The following is a 20,521-nucleotide window of genomic DNA, read 5'->3' on the forward strand; positions in this document are numbered from 1 at the left end:
GACAGCGTAATGCGAGGGGCACGTTCAGCGAAGTAGTACGTCAGACGCGTTCCCCGAAGCACCCCCGCTCACTCCCTGCCCGCGTCCGCTCACTCTTTGCCCGCTCCTCCTCGCTCCGTACCGCGGCTCTCGCCCCGCTTGTCCCCCGTTTCCTTACCCGCTCGGCAGGTCCCAGATCCACACGCCGTCCACCCATGTCCCCGGGCGCTCGAACAGTTTCTCCAGCAGTTCGTAGAGCGCCGCGTCATTGGGCTGCGGGGCGAGCACCACGACCCCGGCCTTCCAGTAGTCGAGGTCGAAGCGCGCCTGCGCCCGCCAGTCGGCGGTGACGGCGGGGACCTGGCCGCTGTCGCGTACGTCCTTGAACAGGTTCGAGGTGTAGCGGGGCGCGGCGCCGTAGATGCCCATGCGGTCCGGCCCCCAGGGCCCGTTGAAGTAGCCACCGGGCACGGAGAAGTCGAGGCCGGTCCCCACCACGGCCGCCGACTGCCAGTGCAGTACCTCCGCGCTGCCGGGAGCCGGCAGCGGAACGGGCACGACGGACTGGCCCTTCGAGAGGTACGAGCGGTACGTGCCGTCCGCGATGAACGCCGGGATCTGCGGCCGCTCCCGTACCGGCATCGGCGTCGGAACGATCGGGAGCAGAGCCAGGGCGATCGCGGCGAACCCCACAAGCCGGTGCGTGCGCCGGAGCGTGACGGTCTCGCGGTCCAGCAGCCGGTCCGCCGTCAGCGCCAGCAGCGCGCCCAGCGCGGGCGCGCAGATCATCGCGACCCGCGACTCGATGACCGACTCGAACAGCGGCTGGTGCGCGAGCAGCCGCCAGGGGCCCGGCAGCACCACGTCCGTGTACGGGATACGGATCTTCGGCCCCAGCGAGAGCAGCGCGGCCGCGACCGCCGTGAAGGCCAGCGCGCGCACCACGGCGGAACGCCACAGCCACACCACCATCGCGAAGGCGAGGGCGGTCAACGGCCAGCCGTAGAAGGCGTTCTGCTCGGTGCGGTTCAGCGCGAGCGGATCGGCAGTCGCCTCGTCGCCGAGGAGCGCGCGGCCGGAGAAGTGGAGGAAGGACAGCGGGCTGTTGCCCGCGCTGTCGCCGTGCAGCACGCTGTGGTAGCTCTGCGGCCCGAAGAACTGCCAGTACAGCGGAAACGCGAGCAGCGGCAGACAGACCTGCGCCGCGTATCCGAGCCCGCGCACCAGGGGCCACAGCGCCGCGCGTGCCTCCGCACGGCGTACGCCCGCGTACGCCGCCGCGAAGAGGAGCATCCCCATCACGGCGAGCAGCAGCGGTTCTTCGCCCAGGAAGATCTGGTACGTCATGGCGAGGCCGAGCAGCGTCCCGTCCCGCGCGACTCCACGACCCGTGCGCCCGGCATCGCAGAGCGCCAGCGCCCGGTCGATGATCAGCGGAATCATGAAGAGCACAAGGAAGTTGGGATGCGCGTTGGCGTGCGACATCATCGGCGGCGCGAACGCGGCCAGCGCCGCGCCGAGGGCCGCCGCCCTGCGGTCGCTCACGAGACGGCGTACGAACAGCCGGTACCAGGCCACGGCGGTCGCGGCCAGACCGAGCGTGAGGACGAGCGCCCAGGTGACGTCGGGACCGAACGCGAGCGTGACAGGCGTCAGCGGGACGGAGAGCCCGAGCATGACGGTGTTCGCCATCAGGTTCACGCCGTCGGGGAAGTTCTGGAACGTGGTGAACAGCGGGTTCCGCAGCTGGTGGACGTTGTCGGCGGTGACCGCGAAGAACCACTCCCACTGGTCCTGGTCGGCCCCCGAGTCGGCGAGGTACGCGTGGCCGAGGCCGGCCCACAGCCCCTTGTAGAGGACGACGGACGCGAGCAGGAACAGCGCGGCCACGACGAGATCCGCACGCCGGCCCCGGCTCCGGCCCCGGTCGCGGCCTTGCTCCCGGTCGCGGTCCACGAGCGAGAACCGCCGCGCCCTGAGCCGTATCAGCTCGGACAGCACGCCGAGGTAGTCCAACGGCCGCACCTTGGAGCCCGCTTGGTGCGCCCAGCGCACCGGTACCTCGGTCACCGGCCAGCGCGAGCGCCGGAAGTACCGCAGTATCTCGACGTCGATGCCCCAGCCGTCGAGGCGCGAGTCGGCGAAGGCGGCGCGCGCCTGGTCCCCGTCGAAGAGCTTGAAGCCGCACTGGGTATCGCTGATGCCGTCGACCGCGACGAGCCGGATGAGCCCGTTGCCGAGGCGGCCCAGCCATTCGCGCACCCGCCGCTGACGTACCTCTATCCGCGCGTCGGGATGGGCGCGCGAGCCGATCGCCGCGCCGGTGCCGTCCGCGGTGAGCCGCGCGTCGAGCAGGGCGAGTTCTTCGATCGGGGTCGCGAGGTCCGCGTCGGTCAGCAGCACGCGCCGGCCGTACGAGGCGAGCACGCCCTGCCGCAGCGCGTGACCCTTGCCGTGGTTGCCGTCGCTCGTCAGCAGCCGGACGCGGGGCTCGGCGGCGGCGGCCTCCTCGGCGATCCGGGCCGTGCCGTCCGTCGAACCGTCGTCCACGACGAGCAGTTCCCAGTCGCCCCAGCGCTCCGGATCCGCGCGCAGGTAGGCGCAGATGGCGTCCAGGGTGGGGCGCAGCCTGCGCTCCTCGTTGTATGCCGGCACGACCACGGTCAGGTCGACGCTCGCCGTGCCGGTCGCCGTACCCGCTCTCTCACCACCCGTGTTCACCGTGCCGGACTCTCCAGCCGCTCGGCCCACTCCAGCGAGTGGTCGTTGTACTCACCGACCACCACCCGCACCGCCGCCGTGTCCGCGAGGGTCAGCGCTTCGATCAGCCGCTCGTGTCCGCCCCACAGCCACTCACCGCCGTCCGGATCCCCGCGCAGGAACGGCACGGAGAAGACCCACGCCTGGACGCGCATCCGGTGCAGGAAGTCGGCGACGTAACGGTTCGCCACGATCCCGCCCAGCTCGCGCCAGAACCGCAGGTCGTACCCGATGAGGATGTCGAGGTCACCGCCCCGAGCGGCCCGCGTGGCCTCCTCGGCCCTGCGCCGTACCGACACCAGCGCGGCACCGTGCGGCCGTCCCGCCGGTCCCTCACCCGCTTCCTCCAGCTTGCGGATGATGCCGTCCATGATCAGCGAGCGCGCCTCGACCATGCCGCGGAAGTCATCGACGGAGAACTGGTGGACGCGGAAACCGCGGTGCTGATCGGAGTCGAGCAGCCCCTGCGCGGAGAGATCGACCAGCGCTTCCCTGACGGGGGTCGCGGAAACGCCGTACTGCTCCGCGATCTGCTTGACGGTGAACTCCCGCAGCGGCAGCAAGCGCCCGGCCAGCACCTCGTCGCGCAGCGCGTCCGCGATCTGCTGCCGCAGCGTATGGCGCGTCACAGCTCCGCTGGCGGGCATCTACCGTCCCCTCGGTCCCGGCTCCGGTGTCCGGTTCACGACACCTTAAGCCAGGGGGTGGGGTTGACTGGTTGCTACGGGTGATGAGGCGGACCGGATCCGGCCCGCCTCGTCCGGCCCGCGCGCCCGAGGGGTACGGGATGCGTTACGCGGCGATCACACGGTGTGTCCGTCGGCGACGGTGAGCGCGGCGTCCAGGATCGCCAGCCCCTCCTTCGCCTCCGCCTCGCTGACGTTGCAGGCGGGCACGGCATGCGCACGGTTCATGTTCACGAAAGGCCACAAACCGCCCTTCTTGCAGGCCGTGGCGAAGGCGGCCATGGGCGCGTTCGCGTCGCCGGTCGCGTTGTACGGCACGAGCGGCTCGCGCGTCTCCTTGTTCTTGACCAGGTCCAGGGCCCAGAAGACGCCCGTCCCGCGAACCTCGCCCACGGAGGGATGGCGGTCGGCCAGCTCGCGCAGCCCCGGGCCGAGAACCGTCTCGCCGATGTGCGCGGCGTGCTCGACGATCTTCTCGTCCGCCATCGCGGTGATCGTGGCGACCGCGGCGGCGCATGCCAGCGGATGGCCTGAATACGTCAGCCCGCCGGGGTACGGACGCGTCGCGAAGGTGTCGGCGATGGCGGGGGAGATGGCGACGCCGCCGAGCGGTACGTACCCCGAGTTGACGCCCTTGGCGAAGGTCAGCAGATCCGGGACGACGTCGAAGTGTTCCGCGGCGAACCACTTCCCCGTACGCCCGAATCCCGCCATCACCTCGTCCAGCACGAAGACGATCCCGTACCGGTCGCAGATCTCGCGCACTCCGGCGAGATAGCCGGGCGGCGGCGTCATGATGCCGGCCGTACCGGGGATCGTCTCCAGGATGATCGCCGCGATGGTGGCAGGGCCCTCGAAGGCGATGGTCGATTCGAGGTGTTCGAGCGCGCGGGCGCACTCCTCCGCCTCCGTCGAGGCGTAGAAGGGCGAGCGGTAGAGGAACGGCGCCCAGAAGTGCACGACGCCGGCCGCGCCCGTGTCCGAGGCCCAGCGGCGCGGGTCGCCGGTGAGGTTGATCGCGGTGGACGTACCACCGTGGTACGAGCGGTACGCGGAGAGCACCTTGGGGCGGCCGGTGTGGACGCGGGCCATCCGGACGGCGTTCTCGGAGGCCTCGGCGCCGCCGTTGGTGAAGAAGATCTTGTCGAGTTCGCCGGGCGTGCGCTCGGCGATGAGGCGCGCGGCCTCCGCGCGGACATCGATGGCGAAGGCGGGCGCGAAGGTGGTGAGCCTGGCCGCCTGCTCCTGGATCGCGGCGACAACCTTGGGGTGCTGATAGCCGATGTTGGTGAAGACGAGGCCACTGGTGAAGTCGAGGTAGCGGTTGCCGTCGTAGTCCCAGAAGTACGAACCCTCGGCGCCGGCGACGGCGAGCGGATCGATCAGTTCCTGGGCCGACCAGGAGTGGAACACGTGCGCGCGGTCGGCGGCCTTGACGGCCGCGCCGGTCTGCGGGTCGGGGGCGACATGAGGGTTCATGCGGCCCAGGGTAGAGACGGGCCGGCGGGGGACGGTATGGCCGGGGCGTATGGCCTGGGCCACTTTGGCCGGCAAGGGCCGCGGGGGGGGGCGCTCCCGTGGGCCTTCCGGCGGGCATGTGCAGGCGCGTCGCACGGCGGGGACGGGGACGGGACCGGAGAGTGGTGGGGAGCTCCGACCGCCGCGTCCGGGACGACTTCCGTAACCGGTCCGGCCTCTGTGGACCCGCCTTGAAAGGACTCCCCCGTCATGTCCGAACGCATCGCAGGCATCGAGATCCCCGACAGCGGCCTCGCCGCCGAAGCCACCGAGCTGATCCGGGACACCGCGGGACCTCTCCTGTACGACCACTCGCGCCGCGTCTTCCTCTTCGGCTCGCTCCAGGGACGGCGGCGCGAGCTGTCGTACGACCCCGAGCTGCTCTACATCGGCGCGATGTTCCACGACCTCGGTCTGACCGAGGGGTACCGCGCCTCGCGGCAGCGTTTCGAGCTCGACGGCGCCGACGCGGCCAGGGACTTCCTGCTGCGGCACGGTCTGCCGCAGGACAGCGCGCGCGTCGTCTGGACGGCGATCGCGCTGCACACGACCCCCGGGATCCCGGCCCATATGGAGCCGGAGATCGCACTGGTGACGGCCGGAGTCGAGCTCGACGTCCTGGGGATGGGTCTGACCAACGTATCGGACGAGGTCAGAGCGGCCGTCGTGGCGGCGCATCCGCGCCCGGACTTCAAGCGGCGGATCCTGCGGGCGTTCACGCAGGGGATCGAGCACCGGCCCGAGACCGCCTTCGGCAACGTGAAGGCGGATGTCCTGGCGCGCTTCTCACCGGGGTTCGTACGGACCGACTTCGTGGACGTCATCGAGAACTCGGCATGGCCCGAGTGACCTTCCCCGCGAGCCCGTACGGGGTCTCGTGGGACGGGCGGGGCCGGGGCCTGTGCGCGCTGTCCGTGGCATGAGAGATGATCCAGGGCGTGACAGAGGTGCAGCCCCGGGGCGCCGGCCGTGGTGCCGGTTCCGGGGCGCAGGCGGGGTTCAGGCTTTCTGACGTACGGGAGGGGCCGCGCGGCCATGGAAAAGCTGGCAGCAGGAGATCCACAACTCATCGGCGCCTACCGGCTGCTGGCGCGCTTGGGCGCGGGAGGGTCGGGCCAGGTCTTTCTGGCGCGCTCGGACAAGGGCCGTACCGTCGCGGTCCGGCTGATCCGCAAGGAACTGGCCGACCAGGACCGCTTCCGCAGCCGTTTCCGGCAGGAGGTGGCGGCGGCACGGCGCGTGAGCGGCAGGTGGACGGCGCCGGTCGTCGACGCGGACACGGAAGCGGATGTGCCGTGGCTGGCGACCGGTTACATCGCGGGACCGACACTGCGGGACGTGATTTCGGGCGGGGCGGGAGGCGGCGCGTCCGGCGCCGGGCCGTCGGCCGGTGCCGGAGGTCATGGGCCGCTGCCTGAGCGTTCCGTACGCATTCTCGCGGCCGGCCTCGCGCACGCACTCCAGGACATCCATGCCACGGGGCTCATCCACCGTGACCTGAAGCCGTCCAACGTCCTCGTGACGGCCGGCGGACCGCGCGTCATCGACTTCGGGATCGCCCGGGCGGTGGAAAGCGCCGACGGAGGTCTGGGCCAGCCGGGCGGCGCGATGGGCTCTCCTGGCTTCATGGCCCCGGAGCAGCTGAGCGGAGAACGGGTGACGGCCGCGGGCGACGTGTTCTGCCTGGGCTCGGTGCTGGTGTACGCGGCTACGGGACGACTGCCGTTCGGCGCGGCCGGCAGTGTGGCGCAGGAGGCCGCGAACCTGTCCGAAGTACCGCCAGGGCTGGTCGAGTTGGTGCGCGGCTGCCTGTTCAAGGACCCGGCGGCGCGACCTACTACGAACGACATCCTGGCGATGGTCGGGGATGTGGCCGCGGCGGAGGCCGCGGCGGGAGCGGGGAGCAAGGCGGGGGCCGGGGGCAAGGCGGGGGCCGAACCATGGCTTCCCGCCGGGCTGTTGGCTCAACTGGGCGATCACACGACGCAGTTGCTGACGCGGAAGGTCCCGGCGTCACAGGCGAAGGCGCTCGGTCCCGGAGCGGCAGCGGCAAAAACAGCGGCGCCGGCTGACGCGCCGACGGCCGCGCCGACGGCCGACACGATGACACTGAGGGCTGTTCCGGCGCCGCCGAAGCAGCCGCGGACACCTCGGGCACTGCCCGCGGGCCAGGCGGGGCCGGGCGAACAGGCAGGTCGGCCGGGCCGGGCGCCGCGGCCGACGATCGCGCCGGATCAGGCGCAGACCCCGGCACCGGTTCAGGCACAGGAACCTTCCCGGACACAGGCGCAGGCACCGACGCCCGCGCAGATACCTGCCCCGGGCACCGGGCCCGCACAGGCTCCTCCCCGGGGCCCTGCGCAAGGAACGCCGCCGCAAGGACCGACGTCCGGGGCGCCGGCGTACGGTTACCCGTATCCGGCACCCGGCCCTGCGCCCGCGTACGGCTACCCCCAGCCCGGGTACGGCTATCCGCAACCCGGTTACGGCGGCGCGCCGGCGCTGTACGGCCAGACGCCTCCCCCGTACGGTCAGACCCCGCCGCCCGGCTCTCCGTCCCCGTACGGCCAGCCGCCCCTGCCCGAGCCGTCGGAGCCGCGCAGGTCCCGTGGCACCATCGCCCTGATCGTCGTGGCAGCGATCGTCGCGATCGGCGCGGGCGGCTTGGTCTACGCCTTCATGGGCAGCGACGGCACCAAGGACGACAAGGCGACGCGGGCGAGCAGCGACGCCACGCCGAAGCCCCCGGCCGAGGACGAAGTCCCTCCGGCGTCTTCACCGTCTCCTTCGCCGTCCGCGTCACCGTCGGAAGAACAAGGGGCCGTACCCTCGGACTACCTGGGCACGTGGACGGGCAGCGTCGACACCGCGCAGGGCTCCAGCACTCGTCAACTGGTCATCAAGCAGGGGGATGTGGGCGAGACCGTCCTCTCGCTGACAGCGGACGGCCCGCCGTCGGGCGGAGGCACCAGCTACCACTGCGTCTTCGAAGCGCCGCTCACATCCGTCCCGGCACCGGGCACACCACTGGAAATCGGCCCCTCCACCGTCACCACCGGCGAACCGATGTCCTCCTGCACCCCGGGCACACCCACCCGGCTGACGATCCTCGACAACGGCAACAGCCTGCGCCGGGTAACAACGAGCGGCGAGGCACTGACGTACACGAGGTCGGACTGAGGGCGGGAGTGCGACCCGGAAGGCGCGTGAGGCTCTGGTTTTCCAGGGCCACCCGCGGCGGACCACTCATCGCCTGTTGCGCTCGGGCACCTTCACCGCAGCAGGTCATGAATGAGCGTGCCGGTGCCGTCGACGTGCCAGGTGCGGACGCGGCACGCGACCTCCCGCCGGGCTGCGGGAGGTCGTGCGGCAGGCAGTTCTGCCGACAGCCGGGCCCTCCGAGTCACGTGATCAGGCGTCAACGGTGGGGAGGTTGACGGCCATGGCGTCCCGTCAGAAGACCGTTTCAGCCACCCGACCCGCGAGGGTGAACGCGTGTGTGCCGTAGACGGCGAAGACCGCGACGGCTGCAAGGACGACTGTCCCGAGCGGGACAGCCCAGGCGAGACTGATCTTCATGCGTGCTCCTTGTTCTTGATGGGCTCGACGGGCTCGACAGCTCTCGGCTCCGTCGTACTTCCGACCGTCAGTACGGTGTCGCAGCGGTCCCGGACGGCGTCGTTGTGGGTGGCGATGACCACGGCGCAGCCGTCATCGCTCATGGTGCGGAGGCCCGGCGCGCTCGACCACGACAACACCACCCTGGCGTCGCGTCCGGCGCAGGCCGGAGCCCACCCCGAAACCCCTCTGCCTGAACCCGCACCCACCCGGCTCAGCCCACGCCACCCGGCTCAGCCGCCGTGACCCGGCTCAGCCCACGCGCCCCCCTCCGGCAGGCTGACAAGCGCGAAGCCCTGGTTGATGAAGGCCTCGATGTCGCTGTCCGGTTCGGTGACGGCCAGGCGCAGCGCCGTTTCCAGGACGCCCAGCGTGACGGCGGCGAGCATCGGGACAAGGGTGCCGGCGTCGGCGCGGTCCGCGAGGCGGCGGTGCAGTTCCGCCTCCAGCTCCTGAAGCCAGCGGATCCGGATCTCGTACGCGCGGCCCAGAAGCATGCGCGAGCTGACGAGCACCTGAAAGTAGGTGACGCTGCGGGCCTGCGCCTCTTCGTCCAGACCGCCGGTGTACGTGTGGGCCGCGTCGCGCACGGCGGTGAGGACGGGCGCGTCGTCCGGGCGTGCGGCGAAAGCCGCCATGAATCGTTCGCGGCGCCGATCATCGTCGCTGTTCAGGACGTCTTCCTTGGCGCTGAAGTAGCGGAAGAAGCTGGCCCGCGACACCTCGGCGGTGGCTGCGATCTGATCGACAGTCGTCTCGTCGTATCCCTGGCGGGCGAACAAGTCGAAGGCGGCCTGCTCAAGGGCGGTTTTCGCGCGTTGCTTCTTCAGCTCTCGCAGGCTGACCTGGGGTTTTGGGGTAGCAGACACACCCAGACCCTACCAGCCACCTGAGCTTGGAGTCTCCGTTGAGCTTCCACCATCAACTGATACTTGCGTCTCAATTGAGTTTGTGGTCTCCTTTTATTTGTCACCAGGTGGCCTGTTCAGCGGCCACCACCATCCGATGAATGGATACGGACATGGCCGCAGCGCGCACCTCCAGCACCGGACACCGGCTGCCGTGGATGCTCCAGCTCCTGATCGACGTCGCGCTGACCCCGGTCGTCTACTTCGGGCTTCAGGGTCGATTCGGGCTGACGCTCATGCAGGTGTCCCTGATCTCCATCGCGGCCGGCGGAGTCTGGACCGGGCTGACGCTCGCGGTGACCAGGAAGGTGAACGCGGTCTCGCTGTCGGTCATCGGCGGGATAGCCATCGGCGCGGCACTCACCGGCATCACGGGCAATCCGCAATTCGGCGTCGCCAAGGACTCCTTCTACACCGGCGCCTTCGGCACAGCCCTGCTCGTGAGCATGCTGGCCGCCAGGCCGCTGATGTTCTACCTGGTGCGTCCGTTCGCGACGCAGGACAACGATCCCGCTCTGGTCGCCGAGTGGAATCAGTCCTGGTCGTCCCCACTGTTCAGGCGCTGCATGAACGTCATGACGCTGGTCTGGGGTGTGGGCATGCTGATCGAGGCGGCTTCCCGGATCGTGCTGGTAATGACCGTCCCTTTGAACACCGCCAACGCGCTGTCCCCCGTTCTGACCGGAGTCGCGCTGGTCACGCTGATGACATGGAGCGGCAGCTACGGCCGCCGCGCCGGTGAAGCCCGCGAGCGGGCCGAGTCAGCGACTCAGGCCCCTGCCGAGTCAGCGGCCTGAGCCTCCCGACAACTCGCGCGACCACGCAACACCGCACCTCAAGCCCAGTCCAGCACGACACCAAGCCAGAAGTCTCGGCCCGGCCCAATCTCCGCACGCACCAAGACCAGCGGCCGACCACGGGCCCGCTCCCAGGCCGCAAACCCCAGCAACACCAGGCCACCGGCCACCGGCATCAGGCCGCATGCCCCGGCCCGTGAGCCCGACGGCAGGGCCGGCGCCACCGTGCCCACCTCACCGCGGCCCGAGCCGCCCCGAGGGAACCCTCAGCGTGACCCTCGGCCGGACGGTCCGCCCCCCGGGAACTCGGTCCCCCGGGGCGTCGGTCTCCCGCCCAAGTTCGTCCGTTCCTGATCTTCCGCTTCTCCTGGAGCCCTCATGTGTATGTCTTCGCAGCATCAGACGCAGTCCCGGCCCCGGATCCAGCCGCAGACCACGCCCGTCTCGGCCCCGATGCCGACGACCGGACAGGCCGGTTCTGCGAGCAGGCGTCAGGAACCTTCAGCAGAACTGCTGTTCACCAACGTCGCGGTGTTCGACGGGGCTCAGCTCTTGTCCGATTGCTCGGTGCTGATCAGCGGGGGGCGCATCCAGGATCTGTACGCCGACCCCGCGCGCACCTCTGCCTGGCGGATCGATGGGGCGGGGGCGACTCTGCTGCCCGGGCTCATCGACGCGCATACCCATCTGTGGGCCCCCGCGGCCACCACGGAGGCCGCCGTCTTCGGGGTGACGACCGCTCTGGACATGTTCAGTCCGCCCGAGTTGCAAGCGGGCTGGAAGCTCGGCGCGCACGGCGTGGGCCCGGTCGCCGACACCCGGACCGCTGCTTTTCCGGCCACCGCGCCGGGCGGCCACGGAACGGAGTACGGCCTCGGCACACCGGCCTTGACCGGCGCCGATGAGGCGGAGGCGTTCGTGGCCGCTCAACTGGCCGAAGGCGCCCACTACATAAAGATCATCTGCGAATCGATGTGCGGTCCCGAGTACTCGCTCGCACCGGATGTGGTCGCCGCGGTCGTACGGGCCGCCCATGACCGCGGCGTCCTGGCCGTGGCGCACGCGACGGTGGCCGCCGATGGGGCCACGGCCCTCGCGGCCGGGGCGGACGCCCTGATGCATGTACCCGTCGACGACGCGCGTGATCTGCCGTGGTCTGAGGGCATGGCGCTGGTCCCCACTCTGGCGACGCTGCGGAGCGGATTCTTCCCCGAGGAACGGCCCGACGTACTCGACGACCCCGCGCTGCGTACCCTGCTCAGCGCGGACGCCCGGGACAACCTCCAGCGCGGCTGGCGGATGCCGCCCCTCTGGAGTTACGACACCGTGCGGGAGAACGTCCGCGCCGCCCATGAGCGCGGGCTGACCGTGCTCGCCGGGACGGACGCGGGCATGCCGGGCACCGCACACGGCGCGAGCCTGCATCACGAGCTGAGCCTGCTGGTGGACGCGGGGCTCTCCCCGACCGCCGCGCTCACCGCCGCCACAGCGGCGCCCGCCGAGGTGTTCGGGCTGGCCGATCGCGGTCGTATCGCTCCGGGGCTCCGTGCCGATCTCGTGCTCGTGGACGGAGATCCGACCCTCGACATCAGGGACAGCCGGCGCATACGCGGGGTGTGGATCGAGGGGCGGCCCGTACACCTCGACCAGTGGCGCGCGCAGGTCCGGCTCCACGACGAACGCGCCGCGGGCAGGGACGCCCCCGACGGCTCGGACGACGGCCTGATCAGCGACTTCGCGGACGGAACGGCGACCACGCGATGGGGCGCGGACTGGCAGCCGGTGACCGATCGTGCTCGCGGCGGCCTCTCCCGGGCGTCGCTTCACGTCGAAGCCGATCCGGCCGCGCCCTCCGGACACGCGGTGCGCGTCGACACGACGGTCACACCGAGCACCGGCTTCCAACCCGCTTATGCCGGGATCGGCTTCGAGACCACCGGGCCGGCCGCCGGGGAGGACGGGGTGAATCTGAGCGGAAAGCGGGAAATCACCCTGACGGCCCGGGCCGAGAAGGAGACCGTCCTGAGTCTGTCCATCGACGCCGGTTACGCGCTCAAGATACCGGCCACCGTGCTGCTCACACTCACTCCCGGCTACCAGCGGCACACTGTCCCGCTCACGGACTTCGGCCCCCTGGACACCACCCGGGTCCGATCCCTTCAGCTCTGCCTCACCGGTCCCGGAGACGGGTGGTTCTACCTGGCCGAGGCCCGGATCGACTAGCTCTTGGCCAGGAGCGCTGCCCGGAGCGGGCAACTGGCTTCCAGGGCCGCGTTACGTGGGGGCGGCCGGGGTGACCCGGCCGCCCACCGGCCGGTGTTGGATCCCGCCACTACTCCAGTTGTTCAACTCCAGCTACCACATTGGTCGGCGTTCCTGGGCTGGCCGGGCTAACGCGGCAACATCACCCTCGACTGAGGCGCTTCCCCTCGGCAGACTTCATACGTGGACAAATTGCGCACGGAAGACCCGCCCCGCATCGGTCCCTACCGCCTGATCGGCCGGCTCGGTTCCGGCGGGATGGGGCGGGTCTACCTGGCGCGGTCGGACGGTGGACGGACGGTGGCCGTCAAGCTCATCCAGTCCGAGCTTGCCCAAAGGGAGGAATTCCGGCAGCGGTTCACGCAGGAGGTGGCTGCCGCCCGGCGGGTCGGGGGACAGTGGACCGCGCCCGTCCTCGGCGCCGACACCGAGGCGGACACACCCTGGGTGGCCACCGCGTACATCCCCGGCCCATCCCTCCAGAGCGTCGTGGACGTGGAGTACGGGCCCCTCCCCGCCTCCTCCGTACGGGCGCTCGCCAACGGTCTCGCCCATGCCCTGCACGCCATTCACGACGCGGGGCTGATTCACCGGGACCTCAAGCCGTCCAACATCCTGCTGACCATCGACGGCCCACGGGTCATCGACTTCGGGATCGTCCACGCGCTGAACACACTGCCCGACAGCTACAGGACCCGCGCCGGCGCGGTGATGGGCTCTCCCGGGTTCATGGCACCGGAACAGGTACGGGGGGACGGCGTCAGCCCGGCCTCCGACGTGTTCTGTCTCGGGGCGGTGCTGGCATACGCGTCGACCGGCAGGCCACCGTTCGGAACCGCGGGCGACGGGCTGCACGCGCTGATGTTCCGGATCGCGGAGGAGGAACCGGATCTCGTCGGATTACCGGAAGGCCCCGATGCCATCGGCGCACTCGTACGAGGCTGTCTCGCGAAGGACCCGCGCCACCGGCCCACCCCCGACGAACTCGTCGCCCGGACACCGTGCATCACCACCGAACCGTGGCTGCCCGGCTCGCTCCTCGCTCTGCTCGGGCGAAGGGCAGGAGAGCTGCTGGACTTCGATTCGGACCAGGACCAGGAGGGGGAGGGGGAACAGGATGCGCATCCGGGAGAACGGGACCCCGAGCCGGAACGAGAGCGGAGACAAGGGGAGAGACGCGGCGAGAGACGCGGGGAGAGACAGGACCGGGAGCGGAATCCCGGGCCCGGGCCGGACCCGCAACTGGTACCAATGCTCGGAGACGTACCCACCTTCACGGTTGACCTGAGCGGTCCTCAGCCGCCCCCGCTTCTCCCCTTCCTGCCGCCCGCGCCGTCCGCACCGCCCACGCAGCAGCCCCGTACCCGCCGTACCCCCCTGGTCCTCACGGCGTCCGCCGTGGCCACCCTCGCCACCATGGCGGTCATCGGCGTGGTGGCCCTGCTGACGCCGGACCCCGGTCCGGGCCCGGGGCTCGACTCCCGCTCGGACAACGACAACACCACCCCCATCGCCTTCGCCGGCGCCTGGGAAGGGGTCATCAAGGACAGCGGCGCCGACAGCGCCACGCTCTTCGGACGGATCGTCGTCTCCGAGGCCGCGGTCGGTGCGAAGGCCGTCGATTTCCTCCTCCTGGGCGACAAGGCACTGTGCGAGGGCGCGTCCACCCTCGTCTCCAGGGCGGCGGGAAAGATGGTGCTCAACCCCGGCACGACCTCAAGCATCGCGCCTTCGAACGCTCCCGCCACCGCTTGCGCGCCACTCGCTCAGCAGACCCTGACCGCCGGTGGCACGGTGGCCAACCGCCAGTTGCTCAACTGGCGCGCGGGCGGGCTGACGGCGACACTCACCCGGGCCGTCACCGGCAGCTCCCCCATCTCCGAGGCATATCTCGGGACATGGCGTCCCGCCGGTCCCCGGTCCGCCGGCAAGGACAGGATCACGATCAGGCAGGGCCCCATCGGCACCGCGGTCGCCAGGACGGTGAGGACCACCGGGGGCAAACAGTGCGCGTACGACGAAGTACTGGTCTCGGTAAGCGATTCGAGCCTGGTGTTCGGTCCGTACGCGGCGGAAGCGCCGGCACCGGCCGCGTCCTGCACCTTGTCGTACAGCCATACGTACACCAGAACGAACCACGGCCTGCGCGTCAGTTATCCGGACTCGGCCGGGGCGGACTCCTACGACCTCGTCCGGGTGGACTGAGACGCGCACCGCCCCGGCGGCCGGGAAAGGCCGCAGGGGCGGTGCGGTGGAACGCGCTTCAGCGTGCGGTGAAGCGAACCGTTCGGTGAAGCGGGCCGTGCGGTGAAGCGGGCCCTTACAGGAACGAATTGATCTGGATCGTCTCCGTACGGCCGGGGCCGACGCCGATCGCTGAGATCGGCGCTCCCGACATCTCCTCCAGCGCCTTCACGTACGCCTGCGCGTTCTTCGGCAGGTCGGCGAAGGTCTTCGCCTTCGTGATGTCCTCCGACCAGCCGGGCAGGTACTCGTACACCGGCTTCGCGTGGTGGAAGTCGGTCTGGCTGTACGGCAGTTCCTCGACGCGCTTGCCGTCGATCTCGTACGCGACACACACCGGGATCCGCTCCCAGCCGGTGAGCACGTCGAGCTTGGTGAGGAAGAAGTCCGTCAGCCCGTTGACGCGGGTCGCGTACCGCGCGATTACCGCGTCGAACCACCCGCACCGCCGGTCGCGGCCCGTCGTGACACCGCGCTCGGCGCCGATGCGGCGCAGCGCCTCGCCGTCGTCGTCGAACAGCTCCGTCGGGAACGGTCCCGCGCCGACACGCGTGGTGTAGGCCTTGAGGATGCCGATGACCCGGTTGATCTTCGTCGGGCCCACCCCCGACCCCGTGCAGGCGCCGCCGGCCGTCGGGTTCGAGGACGTGACGAAGGGGTACGTGCCGTGGTCGACGTCGAGCAGCGTGCCCTGGCCGCCCTCGAAGAGGACGACCTTGCCGTCGTCGATGGCGTTGTTCAGCACGAGGGCCGTGTCGGCCACGTACGGCTTCAGCTGCTCCGCGTAGGTGAGCAGCTCCTCCACGATCTGGCCCGCGTCGACCGCGCGCCGGTTGTAGAGCTTGGCGAGGATCTGGTTCTTGAAGTCGAGCGCCGCCTCGACCTTCTGGAGCAGGATCGACTCGTCGTACAGGTCCTGGACGCGGATCCCGACGCGGTTGATCTTGTCTGCGTACGTCGGGCCGATGCCACGGCCGGTCGTGCCGATCTTCCGCGAACCGAGGAACCGTTCCGTCACCTTGTCCATCGTCGTGTGGTACGAGGTGATCAAGTGAGCGTTACCGCTGATCAGGAGCTTTGATGTGTCGACGCCGCGCTCGTTGAGCCCGCTCAGCTCGGAGAACAGGACGGCCGGGTCGACTACCACTCCGTTGCCGATCACCGGAACACAGCTCGGCGAGAGGATTCCGGAAGGGAGGAGATGCAGTGCGTATTTCTGGTCGCCGACGACGACCGTATGGCCGGCGTTGTTGCCACCCTGATAGCGCACGACATAATCCACTGACCCACCGAGCAGGTCGGTGGCCTTTCCCTTGCCTTCGTCACCCCACTGAGCACCGAGCAGCACAAGTGCGGGCACAGGCGTACACCCCTTCCGGGCGGGGCATGTCCAAGGTCGGGGGGCGCACAGATGCCTTCCATACGCCGCCTGTGCGCCGTATGACATCGCACCACGTTGTACGACACAGCCCGAACCGTCGAACCGGTTGCCCCGGAATAGACGAAGCCCCTGGCGCAATAGCGCAAGGGGCTCTTGCACAAAGATGCTACCCGAGGAAGGACCGAGGTGTCGGCTCCGGAGCCCGCCGATCACGGCGCGCAGCAGCTTCTGGTGGTCATCGACCCGGACGCCCGCCGGAACGACGGCGAGTCCGTGCGTATCGCGAAGGACGTATTGAGCGGGGGTGCGTCGGTCAAGATCTGTTTGCCCGGAGGACCCGAGGAGTTCGCCCGCGTGCTCGCGAGACGTGGCAGCCGCAGGCCGGTGGTGATCGGCGACGACGGAGCGCTGTTGCGTACGGTCGCCCTGCTCCACCGGGAGCGCGAGCTGTCCTCTTCGGGGGCTCTCTCGTTCGTCCCGGTCGGCGCCTCGGTGGAGCTGGCGCACGCGCTGGGCGTGCCGACGGGGGCGGTCGCCGCGGCCCGGGCGGTGCTGGACGGCGTGGTGCGCCGGCTCGATCTGCTGGTGGACGACAGCGATGGGGTGGTGCTGGCCGACCTGCGGATTCCGGTGTCCTCGGGAGCCGCGGGGCCCGGTCCGGGCTCCGGCTCTGCGCCCGGTCCCGCCCCGGCCGCCGGGTCGCCCGCGTCCGTCTGGGACACCTGCCGCTCGCTCGTACGGACGCTGGTGCGTCCGGCTCCCGCGAGCGGGAGTCCTTCGCGCACGCACCGGCTGCGGGTCGAGGCGGACGGAGTGGTGCTGAGCGATCTGGACGCGCCGGTCGAGGCGGTGACGGTACGGTCGCACGGCGGACGGGCCGAGGTCGTGGTCAGGCTGTCGGCCCCCGCGGAGCCGCTGCGCGCGAGCGCGCTGTCGGTGACGGTCTCGGGCGCGGACTTCCGGTACCGGGCCGACGCCCGGGTGACGGGACCGGTACGGACGCGGACGTGGACGCTGCGGCCCGGTGCGTGGGGTCTCACGCTGCCCGCGGCGGGCGGCCGGGACCGCGGGTAGCCGGTGGGGAAGGCCTCCGACCCCCTTGTCCACAGGCTGTGGACAAGGGGGTCGGCGCCGCTCTACCCCGGTGTCACCAACCGCGCCTCGTACGCGAAGACCGCCGCCTGCGTCCGGTCCCGCAGGCCCAGTTTCACCAGGACGCGGCTCACGTGCGTCTTGATCGTGGATTCGGCGACCACCAGATGCTCCGCGATCTCAGCGTTCGACAGGCCCTGGGCGATCAGGACCAGGACCTCCGTCTCGCGTTCCGTCAGATCGCCGATCCGGGCCAGGGCCGGAGTCTTCGGCGTGTCCGAGAGCTTCGAGAACTCCGTGATCAGGCGCCTGGTGACCGTCGGGGCGAGCAGCGCCTCGCCCGAGGCCACCACCCGTACCCCGTCCGCCAGCTGGCGGGCCGAGGCGTCCTTCAGCAGGAAACCGGACGCTCCGGCGCGCAGCGCCTGGTAGACGTATTCGTCCAGGTCGAACGTCGTCAGCACCAGGACCTTCGCCTCGGCGTCCGCCGCGACGATCTCGCGGGTGGCGTCGATCCCGTTCAGCTCCGGCATGCGGATGTCCATCAGCACCACGTCCGGGCGCAGGGCGGCGACCTGTGTGACGGCTTCACGGCCGTTCACCGCCTCGCCGATCACTTCGATGTCCGGCATCGCGTTCAGCAGGACGGAGAAACCCTCGCGGACCATCACCTGGTCGTCCACGATGAGCACGCGGATCGTCATGCCGCTTCCCCGTTCCGCACGGACGCGGCCACGGGGATGAACGCCGCGACCTCGTAACCGCCTTCCGCAGTCGGCTCCGCCGTCATCTCGCCGTTCAGCATGGACACCCGCTCCCGCATGCCGGTGATGCCGTGGCCCGCTCCCTGCGAGGGTTTGACCAGGCCCTGGGGCGCGGTGTTCACGATCCGCAGGCCGACGCCGCCGAGGACGTACGAGATCTCGACCGTCGCGGTCGATCCCGGCGCGTGGCGCAGGGCGTTGCTCAGCGCTTCCTGGACGATGCGGTACGCCGACAGCTCGACGCCCGGCGGCAGCTCGCGGACCGCGCCGGTGGTGGTCCGCTCGACGGTCAGGCCCGCGTCACGGACGTTGCGCAGGAGACCGCCGAGGTCGGCGAGCGTGGGCTGCGGAGCTTCGGGGGCCTCGTAGTCCGCCGCCCGTACGACACCGAGCACGCGCCGCAGCTCGGTCAGCGCGGCCACGGCGTTCTCGCGGATCGTGACGAACGCCTGTTCAAGCTCGGGGGGCGGGTTCTCCACGCGGTACGGGGCCGCCTCGGCCTGGATCGCGACGACCGACATGTGATGGGCGACCACGTCGTGCAGCTCGCGGGCGATGGTGGTGCGCTCCTCCAGCAGCGTGCGCCGGTCGCGTTCGACGGCGGTGACGCTCTGCTGGGCGGCGACCTTCTGCTCTGCCGAACGGCGGACGTGCAGGATCACGACCGCGAGCAGGACGAGCGCGGACACGAAGAGCATGGGCCCGGTGAAGTTCGGGGAACTGGACGCGTAACCCAAATACCCTTCGGTCAGCACGCCGTAACCAGCCGTGATCACCCACATCCAGGCGGCGGTGCGCGGCCGGGTGCGTATCGCCACGATCGTCATCACGCTGAGGTAGCCGACGAAGGCGCTGGCCGTCCAGGGGGCGCCTCCATGGACGGAGCCGAAAACACTCAGGACGGCTGAGCAGGCCAGGGAGAGCCACCAGGCTCCGATCGGCCTGACCAGCGTCAGGAGTACGGGAAGCGCCGGGAAAAGCTCAAGCAGATTGCCGGTGCCCACGCCGATGAAGAGGACCAACATCGCGATCGCGACGATCACGGCGTGTGGCGTCCAGGCCGCGTACTGACGTACTCGGGGTGGCACCGTCCGGGCGAGCATCCCGTCCGTCCGCAGGGGCGGGAGCGGGCGGAAGGAGAAGGCGCCGCGGAAAAGATCCTGGCGCAGGCCGCCGAGCAGGCCCGCGGCCAAGCGGAACTCGGTGTTCCGGGGATCCCCGGTATCTGTCTCGGTCACATGGCAACGGTAAAGGGGCCGCGCAAAAGAGGTCGTCCCCAGCGAAGCGGATCCTTGGGCGTCCGTCCCAGGTACTACATGCCCGGTCGTCCTCCGCCCCGTGTCCGGACACGAAGGGTCCCACGCCCGGGGTCCCGCGCCCGGGGTCCCGCGCCCGGGGTCCCGCGCCCGCCGAAAACGCCGCGCCCCGCCGGCTCCGCGCCCGCCCACGCCGTGCCCCACGACCCACGCCCGAGCGGCGCGACCCACCACGGCCGCGCGCCGGTCACCAGGCGAGCTGGGCGATCTCCTCCACGACCACCGCGCACGCGTCCGCGCCCGGGTCGATCAGCGGGAAGTGGCCGACGTCCTCCAGCAGTGTCAGGCCGACCGTCTCGCCCGCGTTCGCCGCCGCGTCGACGAACGCCTCGGGGACGGTGTACGGCACGGTGCTGTCCCTGCGGCCCTGCACCACCGCCGTCGCGATGCCGGTCGGCAGCAGCAGCGCCGGGTCCGCGCTCTCCCTGCGCGCCTTGAATTCCGCCTCGCCGCCGAGCAACTGGAGTATCGCTCCGCCGCACACGTCCAGCTCCACCGCCCGCGCGAGATCGGCGATCGGTGCGAGCGCCACGACTCCGCGCAGCGGCGGCGGCGCGGGCAGGCGCCAGGGCGAGCCCTCGGGCAGCACATGCCGGGCCGCCGCCCACAGCGCGAGATGGCCGCCCGCGGAGTGGCCCGTGAGCACCATGCGCCGGGCGTCGGCCTGCGGCAGCACGTCGGCGACAAGCGCGGGCAGGCGGTCGAGCGCTGTCGCCACGTCGTCGAAGGTCTCGGGCCAGCGCCCCGCGACCGGCGGCCCTTCGCCATCCCGCTCCGGCACGCCCCGCCGGTACTCCACGTTGGCGACGGCGAAACCGCGCCGCGCGAGGAAGTCCGCGAACGGGGTGAGGTGTGCGCGGTCGTACGGTGTCCGCCACGCACCGCCGTGCAGGACGACGACGAGCGGCGCGCGCTCCTGGTCTCCCCGGGGCGCATAGAAGTCGATCACCTGGTCGGGGTGGTCGCCGTAGGCGGCGGAGGCATCGGGCCGCACGACAGGACGGGTGAAAACCGCATCGGCCTCCTCGGCGTCACGAGCGACGGAGTAGTGCGCGGCGGGGTCCGGCATACTGCTCCAACCTTTCGGTACAGGGCCGAATCGACCTGATCAGCGGGGACGCTACCAGCCCCGCGGGGCGGCGCTCACCCCCTTCAGGGCAACGAAAACGGAGCGGGGGCCCGCCCGCGGACCCGAC

At 70.7% G+C, this 20,521-nt stretch carries 16 protein-coding genes; 6 read left to right on the forward strand and 10 right to left on the reverse strand.

Features of this window, described 5'->3' with window-relative positions; genetic code table 11:
- Positions 1-153: 153 nt before the first annotated feature.
- From ACIP6N_RS21855 to ACIP6N_RS21865, 3 genes are all read right to left on the reverse strand, one after another.
- Positions 154-2,700, reverse strand: coding sequence for a glycosyltransferase (locus tag ACIP6N_RS21855; protein ID WP_401817742.1), 2,547 nt, complete (start codon positions 2,698-2,700; stop codon positions 154-156).
- Positions 2,697-3,386: a GntR family transcriptional regulator gene (locus tag ACIP6N_RS21860; RefSeq protein WP_401817745.1), complete on the reverse strand. Its 690-nt coding sequence runs from the start codon at positions 3,384-3,386 to the stop codon at positions 2,697-2,699. Before ACIP6N_RS21860 ends, ACIP6N_RS21855 begins: the two co-directional genes overlap by 4 nt.
- A 156-nt stretch (positions 3,387-3,542) precedes the next feature.
- On the reverse strand, positions 3,543-4,904 hold the full coding sequence (locus ACIP6N_RS21865) for an aspartate aminotransferase family protein (protein ID WP_401817747.1): 1,362 nt from the start codon (positions 4,902-4,904) through the stop codon (positions 3,543-3,545).
- Positions 4,905-5,153: 249 nt separating this feature from the next.
- Between ACIP6N_RS21865 and ACIP6N_RS21870 the strand changes: the two genes are divergently transcribed.
- Entirely contained in the window at positions 5,154-5,792 is a 639-nt protein-coding gene (locus ACIP6N_RS21870; RefSeq protein WP_401817750.1) for an HD domain-containing protein, read from the forward strand.
- A 186-nt stretch (positions 5,793-5,978) separates the two neighbouring features.
- Entirely contained in the window at positions 5,979-8,123 is a 2,145-nt protein-coding gene (locus tag ACIP6N_RS21875; protein ID WP_401817752.1) for a protein kinase, read from the forward strand.
- Between the two features lie 273 nt (positions 8,124-8,396).
- Here the strand turns inward: ACIP6N_RS21875 and ACIP6N_RS21880 are convergent, their stop codons facing one another.
- From ACIP6N_RS21880 to ACIP6N_RS21890, 3 genes are all read right to left on the reverse strand, one after another.
- Positions 8,397-8,522 carry a hypothetical protein gene (locus ACIP6N_RS21880; protein ID WP_401817754.1) on the reverse strand — a complete coding sequence of 42 codons (126 nt, stop codon included), beginning with the start codon at positions 8,520-8,522 and terminating at the stop codon, positions 8,397-8,399.
- On the reverse strand, positions 8,519-8,665 hold the full coding sequence (locus ACIP6N_RS21885; RefSeq protein ID WP_401817755.1) for a hypothetical protein: 147 nt from the start codon (positions 8,663-8,665) through the stop codon (positions 8,519-8,521). Before ACIP6N_RS21885 ends, ACIP6N_RS21880 begins: the two co-directional genes overlap by 4 nt.
- A 129-nt stretch (positions 8,666-8,794) precedes the next feature.
- The gene (locus tag ACIP6N_RS21890) at positions 8,795-9,430 is read right to left on the reverse strand and encodes a TetR/AcrR family transcriptional regulator (RefSeq protein WP_401817757.1); all 636 of its coding nucleotides are present in this window, start codon (positions 9,428-9,430) and stop codon (positions 8,795-8,797) included.
- Between the two features lie 152 nt (positions 9,431-9,582).
- Here ACIP6N_RS21890 and ACIP6N_RS21895 point away from each other — a divergent pair, with 152 nt between their 5' ends.
- The 3 genes from ACIP6N_RS21895 (at position 9,583) to ACIP6N_RS21905 (ending at position 14,733) form a co-directional block, all read left to right on the forward strand.
- The gene (locus ACIP6N_RS21895; protein WP_401817760.1) at positions 9,583-10,266 is read left to right on the forward strand and encodes a VC0807 family protein; all 684 of its coding nucleotides are present in this window, start codon (positions 9,583-9,585) and stop codon (positions 10,264-10,266) included.
- Positions 10,267-10,650: 384 nt separating this feature from the next.
- A complete protein-coding gene (locus tag ACIP6N_RS21900; RefSeq protein ID WP_401817763.1) occupies positions 10,651-12,489 on the forward strand; it encodes an amidohydrolase family protein in 1,839 nt (612 codons plus the stop codon).
- 222 nt (positions 12,490-12,711) lie between these two features.
- Complete coding sequence (locus tag ACIP6N_RS21905) at positions 12,712-14,733, forward strand: serine/threonine-protein kinase (protein ID WP_401817765.1); 2,022 nt, start codon at positions 12,712-12,714, stop codon at positions 14,731-14,733.
- A 115-nt stretch (positions 14,734-14,848) separates the two neighbouring features.
- Here the strand turns inward: ACIP6N_RS21905 and ACIP6N_RS21910 are convergent, their stop codons facing one another.
- Positions 14,849-16,132 carry an adenylosuccinate synthase gene (locus ACIP6N_RS21910; protein WP_401817766.1) on the reverse strand — a complete coding sequence of 428 codons (1,284 nt, stop codon included), beginning with the start codon at positions 16,130-16,132 and terminating at the stop codon, positions 14,849-14,851.
- Between the two features lie 207 nt (positions 16,133-16,339).
- On the opposite strand from ACIP6N_RS21910, the gene ACIP6N_RS21915 reads away from it, so the two are divergent.
- Positions 16,340-17,227, forward strand: coding sequence for a diacylglycerol kinase family protein (locus tag ACIP6N_RS21915; RefSeq protein ID WP_401817768.1), 888 nt, complete (start codon positions 16,340-16,342; stop codon positions 17,225-17,227).
- A gap of 62 nt (positions 17,228-17,289) precedes the next feature.
- Here ACIP6N_RS21915 and ACIP6N_RS21920 read toward each other — a convergent pair whose 3' ends face one another.
- The 3 genes from ACIP6N_RS21920 to ACIP6N_RS21930 all read right to left on the reverse strand — a co-directional run bounded on the left by ACIP6N_RS21920 (position 17,290) and on the right by ACIP6N_RS21930 (position 20,394).
- Positions 17,290-17,949: a response regulator gene (locus tag ACIP6N_RS21920; RefSeq protein WP_401817769.1), complete on the reverse strand. Its 660-nt coding sequence runs from the start codon at positions 17,947-17,949 to the stop codon at positions 17,290-17,292.
- Positions 17,946-19,247, reverse strand: a complete 1,302-nt coding sequence (locus ACIP6N_RS21925; RefSeq protein WP_401817772.1) for a sensor histidine kinase — start codon at positions 19,245-19,247, stop codon at positions 17,946-17,948. The genes ACIP6N_RS21920 and ACIP6N_RS21925 overlap by 4 nt, the downstream gene beginning before the upstream one ends.
- A 265-nt stretch (positions 19,248-19,512) precedes the next feature.
- Positions 19,513-20,394: an alpha/beta hydrolase gene (locus ACIP6N_RS21930; protein WP_401817773.1), complete on the reverse strand. Its 882-nt coding sequence runs from the start codon at positions 20,392-20,394 to the stop codon at positions 19,513-19,515.
- Between the last annotated feature and the right edge of the window lie 127 nt (positions 20,395-20,521).

This window comes from Streptomyces sp. NPDC088725, assembly GCF_044751305.1.
Classification (GTDB): Bacteria; Actinomycetota; Actinomycetes; order Streptomycetales; family Streptomycetaceae; genus Streptomyces.